Below are 16,169 nucleotides of genomic sequence, written 5' to 3'. Positions count from 1 at the left end.
GTGAATTTGCAATGCACATCGTCGTTGTTGGGTTGAATTATCGTACGGCGCCTGTGGAAGTCAGAGAGCGTTTTACATTTGCAGAAGAAGATTTGCCAAAAGCGCTGGAACAACTCAAACTTACCAAAAGTGTGTTGGAGGGCGTAGTTGTCGCAACCTGCAATCGGACTGAAATATATGTTGTGGTGGACCGCCTTCACATGTGCGGTTATTTTATACGCAGTTTTATGGAGCAATGGTTTGGTATTCCGCGTGATCAATTTACACAACATTTATATATATATGAGGACGAGCAGGCGATTCGGCATTTGTTCCGTGTGACTTGTGGCCTTGATTCTATGGTAATCGGAGAAACACAAATTTTGGGACAGGTAAAGAACGCTTTTCTTCAGGCTCAATCCCAGAAAATTACGGCAACGTGGTTTAATATGTTGTTTAAGCAGGCCGTCACATTGGGCAAGCGTGCCCATTCGGAGACGTCTATTGGAGAAAGTGCCGTATCTGTCAGCTATGCAGCAGTTGAGCTGGGCAAACGGATTTTCGGGATGTTTACCGATAAAAAGGTACTGATTCTCGGTGCTGGTAAAATGAGCGAGCTTACCGTTAAGCATTTGTACAGCGGTGGAGCAGCCGAGGTTATTGTAGCAAACCGAACCTTGTCCCGTGCGGAAGACCTTGCCTCCAAGTTCCATGGAACGCCGGTTACGATGGAGGAAGGTATGAATCGGTTGGCGGATGTGGATATTGTCATTAGCTCGACAGGTGCCCAGGGTTATATTCTGGATCGGACTCGGGTTGAAGCAAGTATGAAACGTCGACAGTCCCGTCCTTTGTTTATGATTGATATTGCGGTTCCACGTGATCTCGACCCGGCTATTGGTGAATTACAGAATGTTTTCCTGTACGATATTGATGATCTGGAAGGGATCGTGGAGAGCAATTTGGAAATGCGCCGTACCGAAGCTACAAAAATCGAGCATATGATCGAAGATGAGCTTAGCGAGTTTTATCAATGGTTGAAAACGATGGGAGTGCGTCCGGTGATTCGTGCATTACAAGAAAAAGCGGAGTCTGTACATCAGGATACGTTGGAAAGCTTGTTCAATAAGCTTCCCGAGCTGGATGAACGGCAACGCAAAGTGATTAGCCGCTTGACGAAAAGTATGCTGAATCAGATGATGCATGATCCGATCAATCGGGTAAAGGAACTGGCTGTTCAAAAGCAGGGAAATGAGGCCCTAGACATGTTTAGCCATATTTTTGCTCTAGAGGATCGTTTGGATGACGCCGCTCAGAAAGTAGATAAAAGCGATGCGTCTGCGTTAATGAAACCGGAAGCCGGTGTTCATGAAAAAACCGTTCAGGCTCAGGCTTTGCCAGCGTCGTTTGCGCCGGCCAGCCTGTAAAGGTGGGTGAACAGAAGTGGCTTCAGGCATGCTTATATATGATTCAATGATTTATGTTTTTGCCCTGAGCCTTCTGTTTGTATTCTCGGATGGGATTCGTCGCAATGCGAATGCTAAACGGACAGGTACAGGGCTTCTTGTTGTCGTTCTGGTGCTCCAGCTTGCTTATATGGGGATAAGAACCTGGAATGAAGGGCATCTTCCTATTTTTGTGACCTACGATTTTCTATTTCTGTTCTCAGTTATTTTGGTACTGATTTCTTTGATTCTGACACGTTATCAGCGATCCGAATTTGCGGTATTGTTGCTTAATATTATTAGTTTTGCAGTGCTAGTGCTCAACAATATATGGATGGAGCCTCTCGACAACCCACTTGGAAATTGGCATACAGTTCATGGTCTGCTCCTGATTCATATTGCGCTGGCTAATCTTGGTTTTGTAGCAATGACGGTAGCAGCTGTATTTTCGGGGTTATATCTGTTTTTGCATCGTAAATTGAAAGTAAAGAAATGGAATGACACGATCAGACGCCTGCCGAGTCTAGAAATGATGGACCGGTATACGCATATGGCGCTGTTGATTGGTACTCCTTTGTTGGGGGTCTCAATTGTAGTTGCCGTTATTTCAATTATTGCCGAGGAACGCTGGCGTCTCTTGCTAGATACCAAGGTGCTGATGACAGCGATTGCCTTGTGCGTGTATATTATATTTTTAGTGAGCAAAAGATTGAATCAGCGTTCAGGGCTTGTCATGGCAAAGTGGGCATTGGTGGGCTACACGCTATTGATTCTTAATTTTTTGCTGAATTCCTGGTCTGTATTTCATCAGTGGACGGGAGAGTGAAAGCCTTTTGCAGCATTTTGTCCCGATTTCGTTGAATTGTAAGAATAAGATCTGTTGTGTTGTAGGTGGCGGTAGGATTGCGGAACGAAAGGTAAAGGGGATGATGGAAAGTGGGGCATTCATTACCGTCATTAGCCCGAATATAACGCCGGATTTACAGGTTCTGGCGGATCACAAGCAGCTCCACTGGGTAAATCGCGTATATCGCGAGGGTGACCTCCAGGGAGCCTTTCTTGTATATGCGGCGACGAACCAGAGAGAAGTGAATTATGAGGTTGCGCATGAGGCCAGACAAAGGGGTATACTGGTAAATGTGGCGGATCGATCGGAAGAGGGAGACTTTATAACGCCGGGTATCATTCGACGAGGAAGACTGACGATTAGTATTTCCACAGAAGGGGCTGGCCCTGCTGTGACCACTGATATTACATCAGCTTTGAATACGTTGTTTGGTAGCGAATACGAGCCATATCTGGATTTCATGCACGATATGCGACAGATCATCAAACGTAAGATAAGTTCCCCACAGCAAAGGACCAAACTACTGAGGCGCTTGGCGAGTAGCGGAATTTTGGATCAAATACGGCGTCATGAATTTATGGCTTGGACCGAAAAAGAAATAGACCTATGGATTGCGCAAAATCAGGAGGAATAACATGCGAACAATTGTGGTAGGCAGCAGACAGAGTGCGCTGGCGTTAACTCAGACCGGGCATGTCATTGAAGATTTGAACGCGCTGTGCGCAAAGCATGGAATGGATTTGCAATTTGTCGTGAAGAAAATCCTGACCAAGGGTGATCGAATATTGGATGTAACCTTGTCCAAAGTGGGTGGCAAAGGGCTTTTTGTCAAAGAAATTGAACAGGCCATGCTGGCTGGTGAGATTGATATGGCAGTACATAGTATGAAGGATATGCCTTCCGAATTGCCGGAAGGGCTTGTTAACGGCGCTGTGCCGCGCCGTGAGGACCCGCGTGATTGCCTGATCACATTGGGCGCCAAGAGCCTGGAGGATTTGCCTCAAGGGGCAAAGGTGGGCACGAGCAGTCTGCGCAGAGCCAGTCAAATCAAGTCCATGCGACCTGATCTACAATTGGAGCCTGTGCGTGGTAATATTGATTCCCGTCTGAAAAAGCTGGAGACGGAAGGTTTTGACGCTATCATTTTGGCGGCAGCAGGCTTGCATCGGATGGGCTGGAAAGAGCGAATTACGTCCTATATACCGGAAGAAGACTGTTTGCCGGCAGTCGGGCAGGGAGCGCTAGGTATTGAATGTCGTGCGAGCGATGAAGAGCTACTGGCCTTGCTGCGCCTTTACAACGATCGGGATACCTCGGCTACCGTTGCGGCAGAACGAACCTTTCTGGGCGTGTTAAATGGGGGGTGCCAAGTGCCGATCGGGGCTCATGCGGTCTGGGCTGGTCAAGAAATCAGCCTCACGGGCATGGTAGGCTCGCCAGATGGCGAGGTTATTTTGAAGGAAACGCTCCAGGGAAATGATCCGCAAAAGCTGGGAGAAGCGGTGGCGGCCAGTTTGATAGCCAAAGGAGCGGAACAGATTCTTGCGCAGGTGAGGGGATGATAGCATGGCAGGAAAAGTATATTTGGTAGGTGCAGGACCAGGAGACGCAAGATTAATTACGGTCAAGGGTTGGGAATGCATTCAATTGGGCGATGTCATTGTATACGACAGACTGGCAAGCCCGCGCCTCTTGGGATTGATGAAGCCAGGTGCCCAAAAAATCTATGTCGGCAAGTTGCCAGATCGTCACACCATGAAGCAAGAGGAAATTAATCAGCTGCTGGTGGATTTGGCCTTGGAAGGAAAAACAGTTGTTCGTCTTAAAGGGGGAGACCCCACTATATTTGGACGAGTCGGCGAGGAAGCCGGGCTACTGCGTAAACATGGTATTTCTTATGAAATTATACCCGGCATCACATCAGCAATCAGTGTGCCCGCCTATGCGGGCATTCCAGTCACACACAGGGATATGGCCTCATCGCTGTCTATCATTACAGGTCATGAAAGTCCCGATAAACTCGACAAAAGTATTCATTGGGATAAAGTGACGAACGCAACGGGCACACTGATCTTTATGATGGGTGTAGCCAAGATCGGCTATATCAGTGAACAGCTGATAAAACACGGCAAGCCGTCAAATACTCCTGTTGCCTTGATCCGTTGGGGGACCCGCGCCGAGCAGGATACGCTGGTGGGTACGCTGGCGGATATTGAAGCTAAGGTGAAGGCCGCGAATTTTCAACCTCCCGCCGTCATCGTTGTCGGAGAAGTGGTCAATCAACGTGAACAGTTAAAATGGGCTGAGGACATGCCTTTGTTTGGCAAGCGGATTTTGGTTACTCGCGCGCGTGCGCAGGCCAGCAGTCTGGTTCACCGGATTGAGGAGCTTGGCGGCGAGCCTTATGAATTTCCAGTTATTCAGACTGTCGCCCCTTCGGACGAGTCAACCAAACAGGAAATTAAAGAGGCATTTGCGCGACTACCTGAATATGATTGGGTGTTTTTCACTAGCGTTAATGGAGTTGAATACTTTTTCACGCACTTAAAGGAACAGGGCAAGGACGTACGCATGCTGTTCAAAGCTCGTATTGCCGCAGTCGGACCAGCTACAGCAGCTGCGCTTCGGACACACGGAATTGTGGCAGAACAGATCGAAGGCCCTTTTCAGGCAGAAGGCTTGCTCGAAGGGTTTGAGCAGGATTTGCAGGCAGGGCAGAACGTATTTCTACCTAGAGGTGATCTAGCACGGCCGTGGCTGCCAGAAAAGCTGAGGGAGATGGGGCTTCATGTGACCGAGGCTGATTTGTATCAAACTGTGCTGGCAGCCAACACACAGGATGACGAGCTCCTCAAGCTGCTTGAGGAACGTGCCATTCATGCGATTACGTTTACGAGTTCCTCAACCGTCACCTTTTTTCTGGAAGCGCTCAGGCAAATGGGGATCCATGATCCATTGTCGCTGCTGGAGGGAGTTACGATTGCTGTAATAGGTCCTTTGACCGGTGAGACAGCTACCCAAGCCGGTTTGACTGTGAGTTTTATGTCAGAGAAGGCAACCATTGAAAGTCTGATCCAATCGTTATGTGACTGGAAACGATCAAGTACTCTTATGACATTATAATTTTTTGTTTTTGCTAATGAATGTATAAAAAATGGAGGTTTGTATTCATGAGTGTTCCTTTTACTAGACATCGTCGTTTGCGTCAGTCGTCTGCAATTCGCAGTATGGTGCGTGAGACGGTATTGAATCCCGCTGATTTTATCCAACCGATCTACGTAACATTTGGCACTGGGGTGAAACAGGAAATTAGCTCTATGCCAGGTGTATACCGTTTTTCTCTGGATCGGCTGGAGGAAGAACTGAAAGAGATTAGTGAGCTTGGCATTCCCGCCGTGCTCCTGTTTGGCATACCGGAAACAAAAGACAGTGTAGGGACTTCGGCTTTTGTGGACGATGGTATTGTTCAGGAAGCTACTCGTTTGATCAAGTCTCGTTATCCCAAACTGCTGGTTGTGGCTGACACTTGTTTGTGTGAGTTTACGGACCATGGTCACTGCGGTATGGTACAAATGCATGAGCATGATGGTGAGGTATGCGGTGAAGTATTGAATGATGAATCTCTGGAGGTGCTGGTACGTACAGCCGTTTCTCAGGCCAGAGCTGGTGCGGATATTATCGCGCCATCTAATATGATGGACGGTTTTGTACAAGCGATTCGGCAGGGGCTGGATCTGGAAGGCTTTTCACATATTCCGATTATGTCGTATTCCGTCAAATATGCGTCTGCTTTTTATGGTCCTTTCCGGGAAGCCGCAGATTCTGCGCCGCAGTTTGGTGACCGCAAATCCTATCAGATGGACCCTGCCAATGCACGTGAAGCATTGCGAGAAGCGGAGTCTGATGTGCTGGAGGGTGCGGATATGCTGATGGTGAAGCCTTCTCTTTCTTACCTGGACGTGATGCGCACGATTAAGGATCAATTTGATCTGCCTATGGTGGCTTACAACGTTAGTGGTGAATATGCCATGGTCAAGGCAGCCGCTCTTCAAGGCTGGATTGATGAAAAAGCAATGGTGCTGGAGATTCTGACAAGCATGAAGCGTGCGGGTGCAGATATGATTATCACCTATTCGGCCAAGGATGCGGCAAGATGGTTGAAGCAATAAGTCTATTTTCAGAAGATAGGAGTGGTCAGATTGATCGACGAACAACGGAAAGTGCGCAAGGATACGAACTCCAAAGTAGCCTTTGATGAGGCAAAACAATACATTCCGGGTGGCGTTAACAGCCCGGTACGGGCTTTTAAATCTGTTGGGATTACACCTGTATATATTGACCATGGCGAAGGATCGCGTGTATATGATATTGATGGTCAATCCTATTTAGACTATGTATGTTCATGGGGACCGCTTATTATGGGCCATGCACATCCCGAAGTGGTTAAAGCTTTACAGGCTGCTGTTGTAAAAGGAACCAGCTTCGGCGCACCAACGTTGGCAGAAACCGAAATGGCCAAGCTCGTATGTGAGCGTGTTCCTTCTATGGACATTGTACGTATGGTTAACTCCGGAACTGAGGCGACTATGAGTGCGATTCGACTCGCACGCGGATTTACGAGCCGTAGTAAAATCCTTAAATTTGAGGGATCATATCACGGTCATGCGGACAGTTTGCTGATTAAAGCAGGCTCTGGTGTTGCGACATTAGGCTTGCCCGATAGTCCGGGTGTACCTGAAGTCGTAGCCACCCATACCATCACCGTCCCTTATAATGATTTGGCTTCGGTGAAGCTAGCTTTTGAGAAATTTGGCGAAGAGATTGCCGCAATTATTGTCGAGCCAGTAGCAGGCAATATGGGAGTTGTACCACCACAGCCTGGATTTTTGGAAGGTTTGCGTGAGGTAACCCAGCAGTACGGAAGTCTGCTGATTTTTGATGAAGTGATGACTGGATTCCGGGTTGGACTTCATTCGGCTCAAGGTCGCTTTGGTGTGACGCCGGATCTTACCTGTCTGGGTAAAGTGATTGGTGGTGGACTCCCTGTAGGTGCTTACGGCGGACGTCGGGATATTCTGGAGCAGATTGCTCCATCGGGGCCAATTTATCAAGCGGGTACGCTTAGCGGAAATCCGCTGGCTATGGCAGCAGGTTATTCGACACTTAAATTGCTGACGCCAGAAGTATACGATCGCCTGGAAGAGCGGGCAGCAAGACTTCAAGCCGGATTCGAACGTAATGCGAGCGAGCTGGGTATCCCTGTCACGATCAATCGCGTGGGTTCCATGGTTTGTCCATTTTTTACAGAAGAAAAGGTTGTCAATTTTGACACAGCTAAAACGAGTAATCAGGACCACTTCCGCCGTTACTTTACTGAAATGGTGAATGAGGGAGTCAGTGTGGCACCATCTCAATTTGAGGGTATGTTTGTGTCGGGCGTGCATACGGTAGAGGATATTGATGCCACCATTGAGGCGAACTATCGCGCGCTCAAACGTCTATGAGCTGGCAAGGTGGCTGGAAAAGAAGAGGACCGTGGCTGGAAGTCACGCCAGGACGGGAAATCACAGACGGGGAAAAAAACAATGCTGATGTTGTAGATCAGTGGTTGCTGAATCGTTTGGAATTACCGGAAAAGCTGTGGCGCAGACTGCGTCATGCAAAAGAGATTGAACTTACAGGGGACCGGCTGCGGCTGGCCCTTTTTCCTGTAATGAACCTTGGAATCACCCCTCGTTGGTATGATTTGAAGGTACTGTATGAAGATGATTTTTGCCTGGTAGTGCATAAACCGGCAGGTATGGCAGTACATCCGGACGGCGCTGTGCAGGATGGTCCGCTGACGTTGGATCATGCTGTCGCATCCTACTATGAGATGAATGGCATTCATGCGGCGGTACGGCATGTGCATCGTCTGGATGTGGATACGACGGGCCCAGTGCTATATGCCAAAAATGAATTTGCGTTGCTCAAGCTGGACGAGCAAATGCGAGCTAAGGATATAGGCCGCAGGTATGTAGCTTTGGTACGAGGGAAAGTACCCCCATCGCTGCGAACGTTGGATTGGCCGATTGGCAAGGACAGGCATCATAAGCAGCGCCGTCGTGTATCTCCAACTGGGCAAAAGGCGGTTACCCATATTGAACTCGGAGAAGTATGGGGAAGCGGTCCAAGTGCAGTGAGTCTCGTATATCTGACGCTGGAGACAGGCCGGACGCACCAGATTCGCGTACATCTTAGTCATGCTGGCTACCCGTTGCTTGGGGATGTATTATACGGGGGGCGGGCTACTGATTTTGGCAGGCAGGCGCTGCACGGGGAGCGTCTTACCTTCCGTCATCCGCTGAGTGGCGAAACGATTACCGTGGAGGATGCTTGGCCGGATGATTTTCAAAAGCTACACAAACAGCTATAAAAGATGGCATGCCTTCTATTTTGGCGCATATACTTGAACCTAGAAACGGTTTGCAATATGGAGTTTCCGTGCGCCTGACCAGAAGTCAGAGGATGTGCGGAGACTGCCCAAAGGAGGATGCCATCCTTGAACAAACAACAGAATGATCAGCCGCAAGGCTTGCGTTTTGATATTTATGAACGCATTCATTTGACGGAGGAAGCTGCCGGGATTGCTGAGTTGGAGGAAATTGAGCTTCTGCCACGCATTCAGGTTGTAACCCACGGCGACCATGCCGCTTTGCGAGGGCATTTGCTGCTGGAGGGCGTGTACCGCACACCTGAACAGATCACGAGCGAGCTTCATCATTTGATCCCTGTGGAAATTACCATTCCGCTAAACCGCGTAGGGAGATTGGAAGATATCTCTGTCGAGATTGAAAATTTTGATGTGGACCTGCTTTCTTTACGTAGTCTAAACATTACAGGCGTTCTTTCTTTGCATGGCGTGGAAAGCTCGCACGCGGAGGAGACGGCGGTTTGGCTGGATGAGGAATTTACCGTAGTGCATGCACCTGAGCAACCGGTTCAATCCCTTTCCGCCGATGGAGAGCATCATCATGCAGAGGCCTATTCTACCAATGACTCGTCCTCCGATTACGTTACAGATCCTGAAACTTCCTACAGAGTGCCAGCACAACAGGAGTCCGTTTCTTGGGAACAGCCGTCTAAGGACCATGAGGAACAGAAGTCATTGTCGGAACAGCAAGCTTATGAGTCGGCAGTAGATCCTAACCGATTCTATGAGCCTTGGACGGGCAAAGCAGTTGAAGACAGCTCTCCCGAGGTCAAGCATGAGCATGGGTCTCCGGAAGTGTGGGGATTTCAGCAAGAGGAAGCATGGGCAGGGGGAAATGAGCCTAAAGTATCTTCCGCATCTCCTAATATAGTATATGAACCTTTGCTGTCTGAACCGCATCATGCCACGGAGTCCGAGGTCTATCTGGAGACACAGTTGGAAGCGAGTCAAGTAGATAACTTCGACTTCAGGCCTGAAGCGTCAGAACAGGTTAACCACGAGGCCCATGATACCTTTACTGAGGATAAGCCAGAGATGCGTGTAGCGCTCAACAGTAAAAAGGATGAAGGGGCAGACGAGCCAGACCCGGTTGTCTACTCATCATTGCTCCAATCCAGCCGTTCGGTGAAGGAAGCCGAATACCAGCAGCAGTTGGAGCAGGAGCCGCAGGATCAGGATCATAAAGCCGAAGAAGAGCGAGAGAATGCCAAGTGGAAGAACCTTTTTTTTCATACACAAGATGAAACACCTTTTCGTAAGGTGCGGTTATGCATTGTACAGCGCGAGGATACACTGGAAACCATAGCTGACCGTTATCAGCTCAGCACACGTGAGCTTCAACTGTATAACAGATTGGCGGAGCATCATGTGGAAGAAGGACAGGTATTGTATATCCCTTGATCCGGTTGCTGAAAAATGCACGGCGGGTGTTGACTATAGTCAATGGGAAATGTATGATGTGGTATAGTTATTGAAAGACTGAGATCGGGAAGAGTAGGCAGCAAGCCCTTCAGAGAGTGGAATTGCAGCGCTGTGAGGTTCCGCAGGAAGCTACTGGCCGAAGTCACCCGGGAGTCGCCTGTTTGAACGGTTCCTCATTTAATTCCTACGGAAGATAAGAGGCTCACGGTAGAATAAGGCCGGTCCGCAACCGTTATCTGCATAAAGTGTCACACCATGTGTAATGGATCAGTGGATACATACACAAGGGGTGAAACAAAGGTGGTACCGCGAGAGAACAGCCTTTCGTCCTTTGAGGATGAAAGGCTTTTTTTATTTGCCAATTGAAAAATCATGGAGGTATCCTGATATGTCAGAACAAGACAACAAGACAACCTTGGAAATGCCAACAACGTACGATCCAAAATCAGCAGAACAAAAATGGTACAAAACGTGGATGGAGAAGGGCTATTTCCGCGCTGGGCAACATCCAGAGGCAGAGCCTTTTACAATCGTTATTCCACCACCGAATGTTACAGGTATGTTGCATATTGGACATGCTCTTGACTTTACTTTGCAGGATATTATTATTCGCGCCAAGCGGATGCAGGGGTATGATGCCTTGTGGCTGCCAGGGGCAGACCATGCGGGTATTGCTACCCAAACAAAGGTAGAGCAAAAGCTGCGTGAAGAAGGCCTGACACGTTATGATTTGGGCCGCGAGAAGTTCTTGGAGAAAGTGTGGGAGTGGAAGGATCTTTATCTAGATAATATCCATAACCAATGGGAAAAGATGGGCTTTTCTCTCGATTATTCTCGTGAGCGTTTTACGCTGGATGAGGGACTGTCCCAAGCGGTACGTGAGGTATTCGTTAAACTGTACAAGAAGGGTCTGATTTATCGCGGTAAACGCATCATTAACTGGGACCCTGCTGCACGTACTGCATTATCGGACATTGAGGTGGAATACAAAGAGGTGAACGGAAATCTGTATCACCTGCAATATCTACTGAAAGACGGTAGCGGATTTATTACGGTAGCCACTACACGTCCTGAAACGATGCTGGGCGATACAGCTGTAGCTGTACACCCGGAAGATGAACGCTACAAGCAAATGATCGGCAAAACGCTTGTGCTCCCAATCATCGGACGGGAAATTCCGGTCATTGCGGATGACTACGTTGATAAAGATTTCGGTAGCGGCGCGGTTAAAATTACACCGGCTCACGACCCGAATGACTTTGAAATGGGACAACGTCACCAGCTGCCACAAATTACGGTGATGGACGAAACGGGAACGATGAATGCCGAAGCAGGCAAATATCAGGGCCTTGATCGTAGCGATTGCCGTAAGCAAATCGTCGCTGATCTGAAAGAGCAGGGTGTACTGATTCGTATTGAAGAGCACGTACATCAAGTAGGCCACAGCGAACGTACAGGTGTAGTTGTAGAACCTTATCTGTCCACACAATGGTTTGTGGAAATGAAGCCTCTTGCAGCTAAAGCGATTGAAGTGCAGAAGGCTGGCAACGGCGTAAACTTTGTACCGGATCGCTTTGAACGTACTTATCTGCATTGGATTGAAAATGTGCGTGACTGGTGTATTTCCCGTCAATTATGGTGGGGACACCGTATTCCGGCTTGGTACGATGAAGAAACCGGAGAAGTTATTGTATCGGCGGAGGACCCTACAACTTTGCCTGAGTATGCTGGCAGAAAGCTAAAACAGGATGAGGATGTGCTGGATACTTGGTTCAGCTCGGCTTTATGGCCGTTTTCGACACTGGGCTGGCCTGAGCAGACAGAGGACCTCAAACGATACTATCCGACTAATGTCTTGGTTACAGGCTATGACATTATTTATTTCTGGGTATCGCGTATGATTTTTACCGCGTTGGAGTTTACGGAAGAGATTCCGTTCAAGGACGTACTTATGCACGGGTTGGTTCGTGATGCGGACGGTAGAAAAATGTCCAAATCCCTCGGCAACGGTGTTGATCCGCTTGACGTGATTGACCAATATGGTACCGATGCCATGCGTTATATGATTTCCACCAGTAGCACGCCTGGGCAAGACCTTCGTTTCCGCTGGGAGCGGGTGGAGCAGGCCCGAAACTTTGCCAATAAAATCTGGAACGCGTCACGCTTTGCGCTGATGAACCTGGAAGGCGTCACTTCGGCAGATATAGACATTACTGGTGACTTAAGCACTGCTGATCGTTGGATTTTGCATCGTCTAAACGAAACTTCACGCGACATCACGCGTCTAATAGATGCTTATGAATTTGGCGAGACAGGCCGCCTTCTGTATAACTTTATTTGGGATGATTTGTGCGACTGGTACATCGAGTTTGCGAAGCTTTCCCTATATGGCGAAAATGCAGAGGCGAAAAAGAAAACGCAGTCCGTACTTGCATATGTATTGGATCGGACACTGCGCATGATTCATCCGTTCATGCCGTTTATCTCTGAGGAAATATGGCAGCATCTTCCGCATGAGGGAGAGACGATTACACTGGCCGCTTGGCCTGTTTATGATCCTTCTTTTGAGGATAAGGATGCAGTTGCAGAAATGAATTTGCTGATCGACGTAATTCGCGCTGTGCGCAATATCCGTGCTGAAGTCAACGTGCCGATGAGTAAAAAAATTGAATTACTCATAAAACCCGGTGATCAAGCCGTTCTCGATATCATTAACCGCAATGGGGAATATGTACGTAGATTCTGTAATACGTCTGAATTCGACGCGGGATTAGAATTCACCGTTCCAGATAAAGCGATGACATCTATAGTTAGCGGCGCAGAGCTATACCTGCCGCTGGCCGGACTGCTTGATATTGCCCAGGAAATTAGCAGACTGGAAAAAGAACTTCAGCATTTGAACAGTGAAGTGGAGCGCGTGGAGAAAAAGTTATCTAACCAAGGCTTTGTGGCGAAGGCACCAGCTAAAGTCATCGAGGAAGAGAAGGCCAAGCAAGCCGATTACTCAGATAAGCGCGCTAAAGTTATCGCACGTATTGAAGAACTCAAGGGATAATTTCACTCACAATAAAATGACCTGAAGGTGAAGAGGATGTCAGATACGATCAGGGGCGGAGACACGGCTCCTTTACAAAGCTATGATGAAGCAGTGGAATGGATTAACGGCTTGATTCCGTTTGGTATCAGACCCGGATTGGAACGAATTGAACAGCTAATGAGTAAATTGGGTGATCCGCAACGACATCTGAAATTTGTGCATATTGCGGGAACCAACGGTAAAGGCTCAACTTGTGCCTTTCTGACCTCTGTGCTACTGAAATGTGGGTACGATGTCGGAACTTTTACGTCTCCGTACATCACCCGATTTACGAACCGTTTTCAATTCAATGGGACCGATATTCCCGATGAAACGCTGGTTTTGCTTGCCAATCGCTTGTATCCGTTGGTGAAAGAAATCGCAGATAGTGAATTGGGATCACCTACGATGTTTGAGGTATCGACAGCATTGGCTATTTTATACTATGCTACGGTATCTTTCCCAGATGTTGTGGTATGGGAGACAGGTCTCGGGGGAAGGATGGATGTAACTAATATCGTGAATCCAATCGTCTCGGTTATTACGAATGTCGGCTATGACCATACGGATATCTTGGGAGATACGCTCGAACAGATTGCAAGGGAAAAGGCCGGTATCATCAAACCGGGTGTACCTGTCGTCAGTTGTGTTTCCCAACCCGAGGCTATTCAGGTCATACGTGAAACGGCGACAAAGCAAGGAGCTACCTTGTACCTGGCAGGAGAACAGTTTACGTATGAACGGCTAAAAGGGGATGAAACAGCTCAAACCTTTTCATTCGCGGGGCCCTTCCGACATATGGAAATTGACATCACGTTGTTAGGCGAGCACCAATGTTCTAATGCGGCAGGAGCTATGATGGCACTTGAGGTCCTACGTCAGTATATGGCTTTTGTGTTGGATGATGCAGAATTGCTGGAGGGTTTTAGGCAAACTGCCTGGGCAGGGCGTCTCGAACAAGTCAGTACCTCGCCGAGGATTGTCCTTGATGGAGCTCATAATCCAGAAGGAGCACAGACGCTGGCCAAGAGTCTTCCTCAAGTGTATTCGTACAAAAAATTGGTTTTAATGATGGGAATGCTGTCAAACAAGCATCATGAAGCATACTTGCAGCATATACTGCCACTAGTGGATACGCTTATCCTGACCGAGCCCGATTTTCGCCGCAAAATGAATGCCGCTGAATTGGCTCATCTCGTGGAGAAGCTGCGGCCGTCTTATGCCAAAACGGATTTAAAAATAATTGTAGAAGGTGACTGGAAAAAGGCTCTAGGCCTGCTTCAGTCACATACGGAAGCGGAAGATCTGGGGGTGGTGTCCGGCACGCTGTACCTTATTGCGGATGTACGGGCTACCCTTATGTATCAAACCGATTCGGAAAAAGGTTGGTGAAATTTGTTGATTACTTCGGAACATGTTCATTTTATCGGTATCGGCGGCTACGGGATGAGCGCGATTGCTCGGGTCATGCTGGAGATGGGTTATACTGTGACTGGCTCAGATGTGGCATCACAGGAGCTGACAGAAAAACTGGCGGCAAAAGGCGCAAAAATATATATTGGACACACACCTGAGCATATTGCAGGCGCGGATATCGTCGTCTATTCAACAGCATTGTCACGTGACAATGTGGAGCGGGTGGCAGCGGAGGAATTGAATATTCCAACTCTGCATCGTTCGCAAATGCTGGCTCGCTTGCTTAACGAACGGAAGGGAATAGCTGTTGCGGGTGCGCACGGTAAAACGACAACCTCTTCCATGATCGCTCTGGTTATGGAAAGATGTAACGTTGATCCAACGTATATTATTGGCGGCGAAATCACGAATTTGGGGACGAATGCCAAAGCAGGTAAAAGCGAGTTTGTCGTTGCTGAGGCGGATGAGAGTGATGGTTCTTTCCTGCAATATCATCCTTGGCAAGGCATTGTAACCAATATTGAAGCGGATCATTTGGAAAATTACGATGGCGACTTTAATCGTCTGAAAAGTGCCTATGTACAGTTTTTGAGTCAAATTCGACCGGATGGGGCGGCTATTGTATGCGCAGATGATCAGAACATCCGGGAAATGTTGCCTCAGCTCCAGACTCGGGTCATTACTTATGGAGTGGAGCATGAAGCGGATTATATGGCGACAGATATCCAATTAGGTGACCGTCGATTAAGCTTCACTATGAGCCGTAAAGGAACAGCACTCGGAACGATCGAACTATCAGTGCCGGGTAAACATAACATGTATAATGCGATGGCTACTGTGATTTCCTGTTTGGAAGCAGGGATTCCATTCGATCAAATCGCTGCTACTATTGTAGAATTTCACGGAGCGAAGCGTCGTTTTCAAGTACTAGGTGAAAGCAATGACATACTGATTATTGATGACTATGCGCATCACCCAACAGAGATTGAGGCTACGATTAGCGCAGCGAGAGCGACTGGCAAGCGTATTATTGCTGTATTCCAGCCGCAACGCTATAGCCGCACCTTTTTCCTGCTCGATGCGTTTAGCCGTGCGTTTAGCGAGGCTAGTGAAGTCATCATTACCGATATTTATTCACCAGCGGGAGAAAAACAGATTGAAGGCGTGCATTCTTCCAAGCTCGTGGATTTAATCGTCCAAAACAGCAATGCTAATGCAATCTATTTGCCGACCAAAGAAGCCGTGATCGAGGAGTTGAAGGATCGATTACAGCCGGGTGATCTTGTGCTGACGATGGGAGCGGGAGATATTTGGAAAGCAGGTGACGCGTTAGCGCGCCATCTTCGCGGACAGCAAGTGTAATACGTATAAAAAAGAGCTGTTACGCCAATGAATTACATTTATTCAAGGGTATTCCGAACACGACTGTGTTTCGGGATACCTTTTTTTGTAATGCTGGGGCATATATTCTTAGCTTGACTCATACAACAGACTATGAGGAAGTATGGGACA

Annotated in this window: 12 protein-coding genes and 1 other annotated feature; all 12 genes read left to right on the top strand. The window is 48.1% G+C overall.

Annotated elements, in window-relative coordinates; all coding sequences use genetic code 11:
* Positions 1-11: 11 nt before the first annotated feature.
* The 12 genes from hemA (at position 12) to murC (ending at position 16,019) form a co-directional block, all read left to right on the top strand.
* Positions 12-1,406, top strand: a complete 1,395-nt coding sequence (gene hemA, locus MHI21_RS19515) for a glutamyl-tRNA reductase (protein WP_069290219.1) — start codon at positions 12-14, stop codon at positions 1,404-1,406.
* Between the two features lie 16 nt (positions 1,407-1,422).
* Positions 1,423-2,250, top strand: a complete 828-nt coding sequence (gene ccsA, locus MHI21_RS19510; protein WP_061828817.1) for a cytochrome c biogenesis protein CcsA — start codon at positions 1,423-1,425, stop codon at positions 2,248-2,250.
* Positions 2,251-2,257: 7 nt separating this feature from the next.
* Positions 2,258-2,905 (top strand): NAD(P)-dependent oxidoreductase, encoded by a 648-nt coding sequence (locus MHI21_RS19505; protein ID WP_165179223.1) that lies wholly within the window; start codon positions 2,258-2,260, stop codon positions 2,903-2,905.
* A gap of 1 nt (position 2,906) precedes the next feature.
* Complete coding sequence (hemC, locus tag MHI21_RS19500) at positions 2,907-3,833, top strand: hydroxymethylbilane synthase (protein ID WP_061828815.1); 927 nt, start codon at positions 2,907-2,909, stop codon at positions 3,831-3,833.
* A gap of 4 nt (positions 3,834-3,837) precedes the next feature.
* Positions 3,838-5,394 (top strand): uroporphyrinogen-III C-methyltransferase, encoded by a 1,557-nt coding sequence (cobA, locus tag MHI21_RS19495; protein WP_103050161.1) that lies wholly within the window; start codon positions 3,838-3,840, stop codon positions 5,392-5,394.
* Positions 5,395-5,441: 47 nt separating this feature from the next.
* Positions 5,442-6,440 (top strand): porphobilinogen synthase, encoded by a 999-nt coding sequence (gene hemB, locus MHI21_RS19490; RefSeq protein ID WP_341163291.1) that lies wholly within the window; start codon positions 5,442-5,444, stop codon positions 6,438-6,440.
* Positions 6,441-6,470: 30 nt separating this feature from the next.
* Positions 6,471-7,775: a glutamate-1-semialdehyde 2,1-aminomutase gene (hemL, locus tag MHI21_RS19485; RefSeq protein WP_025722720.1), complete on the top strand. Its 1,305-nt coding sequence runs from the start codon at positions 6,471-6,473 to the stop codon at positions 7,773-7,775.
* Entirely contained in the window at positions 7,772-8,686 is a 915-nt protein-coding gene (locus tag MHI21_RS19480) for an RluA family pseudouridine synthase (protein ID WP_342418753.1), read from the top strand. Before hemL ends, MHI21_RS19480 begins: the two co-directional genes overlap by 4 nt.
* 126 nt (positions 8,687-8,812) lie before the next feature.
* On the top strand, positions 8,813-10,144 hold the full coding sequence (locus MHI21_RS19475; RefSeq protein ID WP_342418752.1) for a LysM peptidoglycan-binding domain-containing protein: 1,332 nt from the start codon (positions 8,813-8,815) through the stop codon (positions 10,142-10,144).
* A 71-nt stretch (positions 10,145-10,215) separates the two neighbouring features.
* Positions 10,216-10,500: a binding site (T-box leader), on the top strand.
* A 53-nt stretch (positions 10,501-10,553) separates the two neighbouring features.
* Positions 10,554-13,220 (top strand): valine--tRNA ligase, encoded by a 2,667-nt coding sequence (locus MHI21_RS19470; protein WP_342418751.1) that lies wholly within the window; start codon positions 10,554-10,556, stop codon positions 13,218-13,220.
* A 36-nt stretch (positions 13,221-13,256) separates the two neighbouring features.
* The gene (locus MHI21_RS19465) at positions 13,257-14,633 is read left to right on the top strand and encodes a folylpolyglutamate synthase/dihydrofolate synthase family protein (RefSeq protein WP_341163293.1); all 1,377 of its coding nucleotides are present in this window, start codon (positions 13,257-13,259) and stop codon (positions 14,631-14,633) included.
* Between the two features lie 6 nt (positions 14,634-14,639).
* Positions 14,640-16,019 (top strand): UDP-N-acetylmuramate--L-alanine ligase, encoded by a 1,380-nt coding sequence (gene murC, locus MHI21_RS19460; protein WP_013311605.1) that lies wholly within the window; start codon positions 14,640-14,642, stop codon positions 16,017-16,019.
* The last annotated feature ends 150 nt before the right edge of the window (positions 16,020-16,169 follow it).

Origin of the sequence: Paenibacillus sp. FSL H8-0168, from assembly GCF_038592955.1 — a bacterium.
Taxonomy (GTDB): domain Bacteria; phylum Bacillota; class Bacilli; order Paenibacillales; family Paenibacillaceae; genus Paenibacillus; species Paenibacillus polymyxa_B.
Note: the sequence above shows the minus strand (reverse complement) of the source record. Positions and strands in the feature narration are given on the sequence as shown.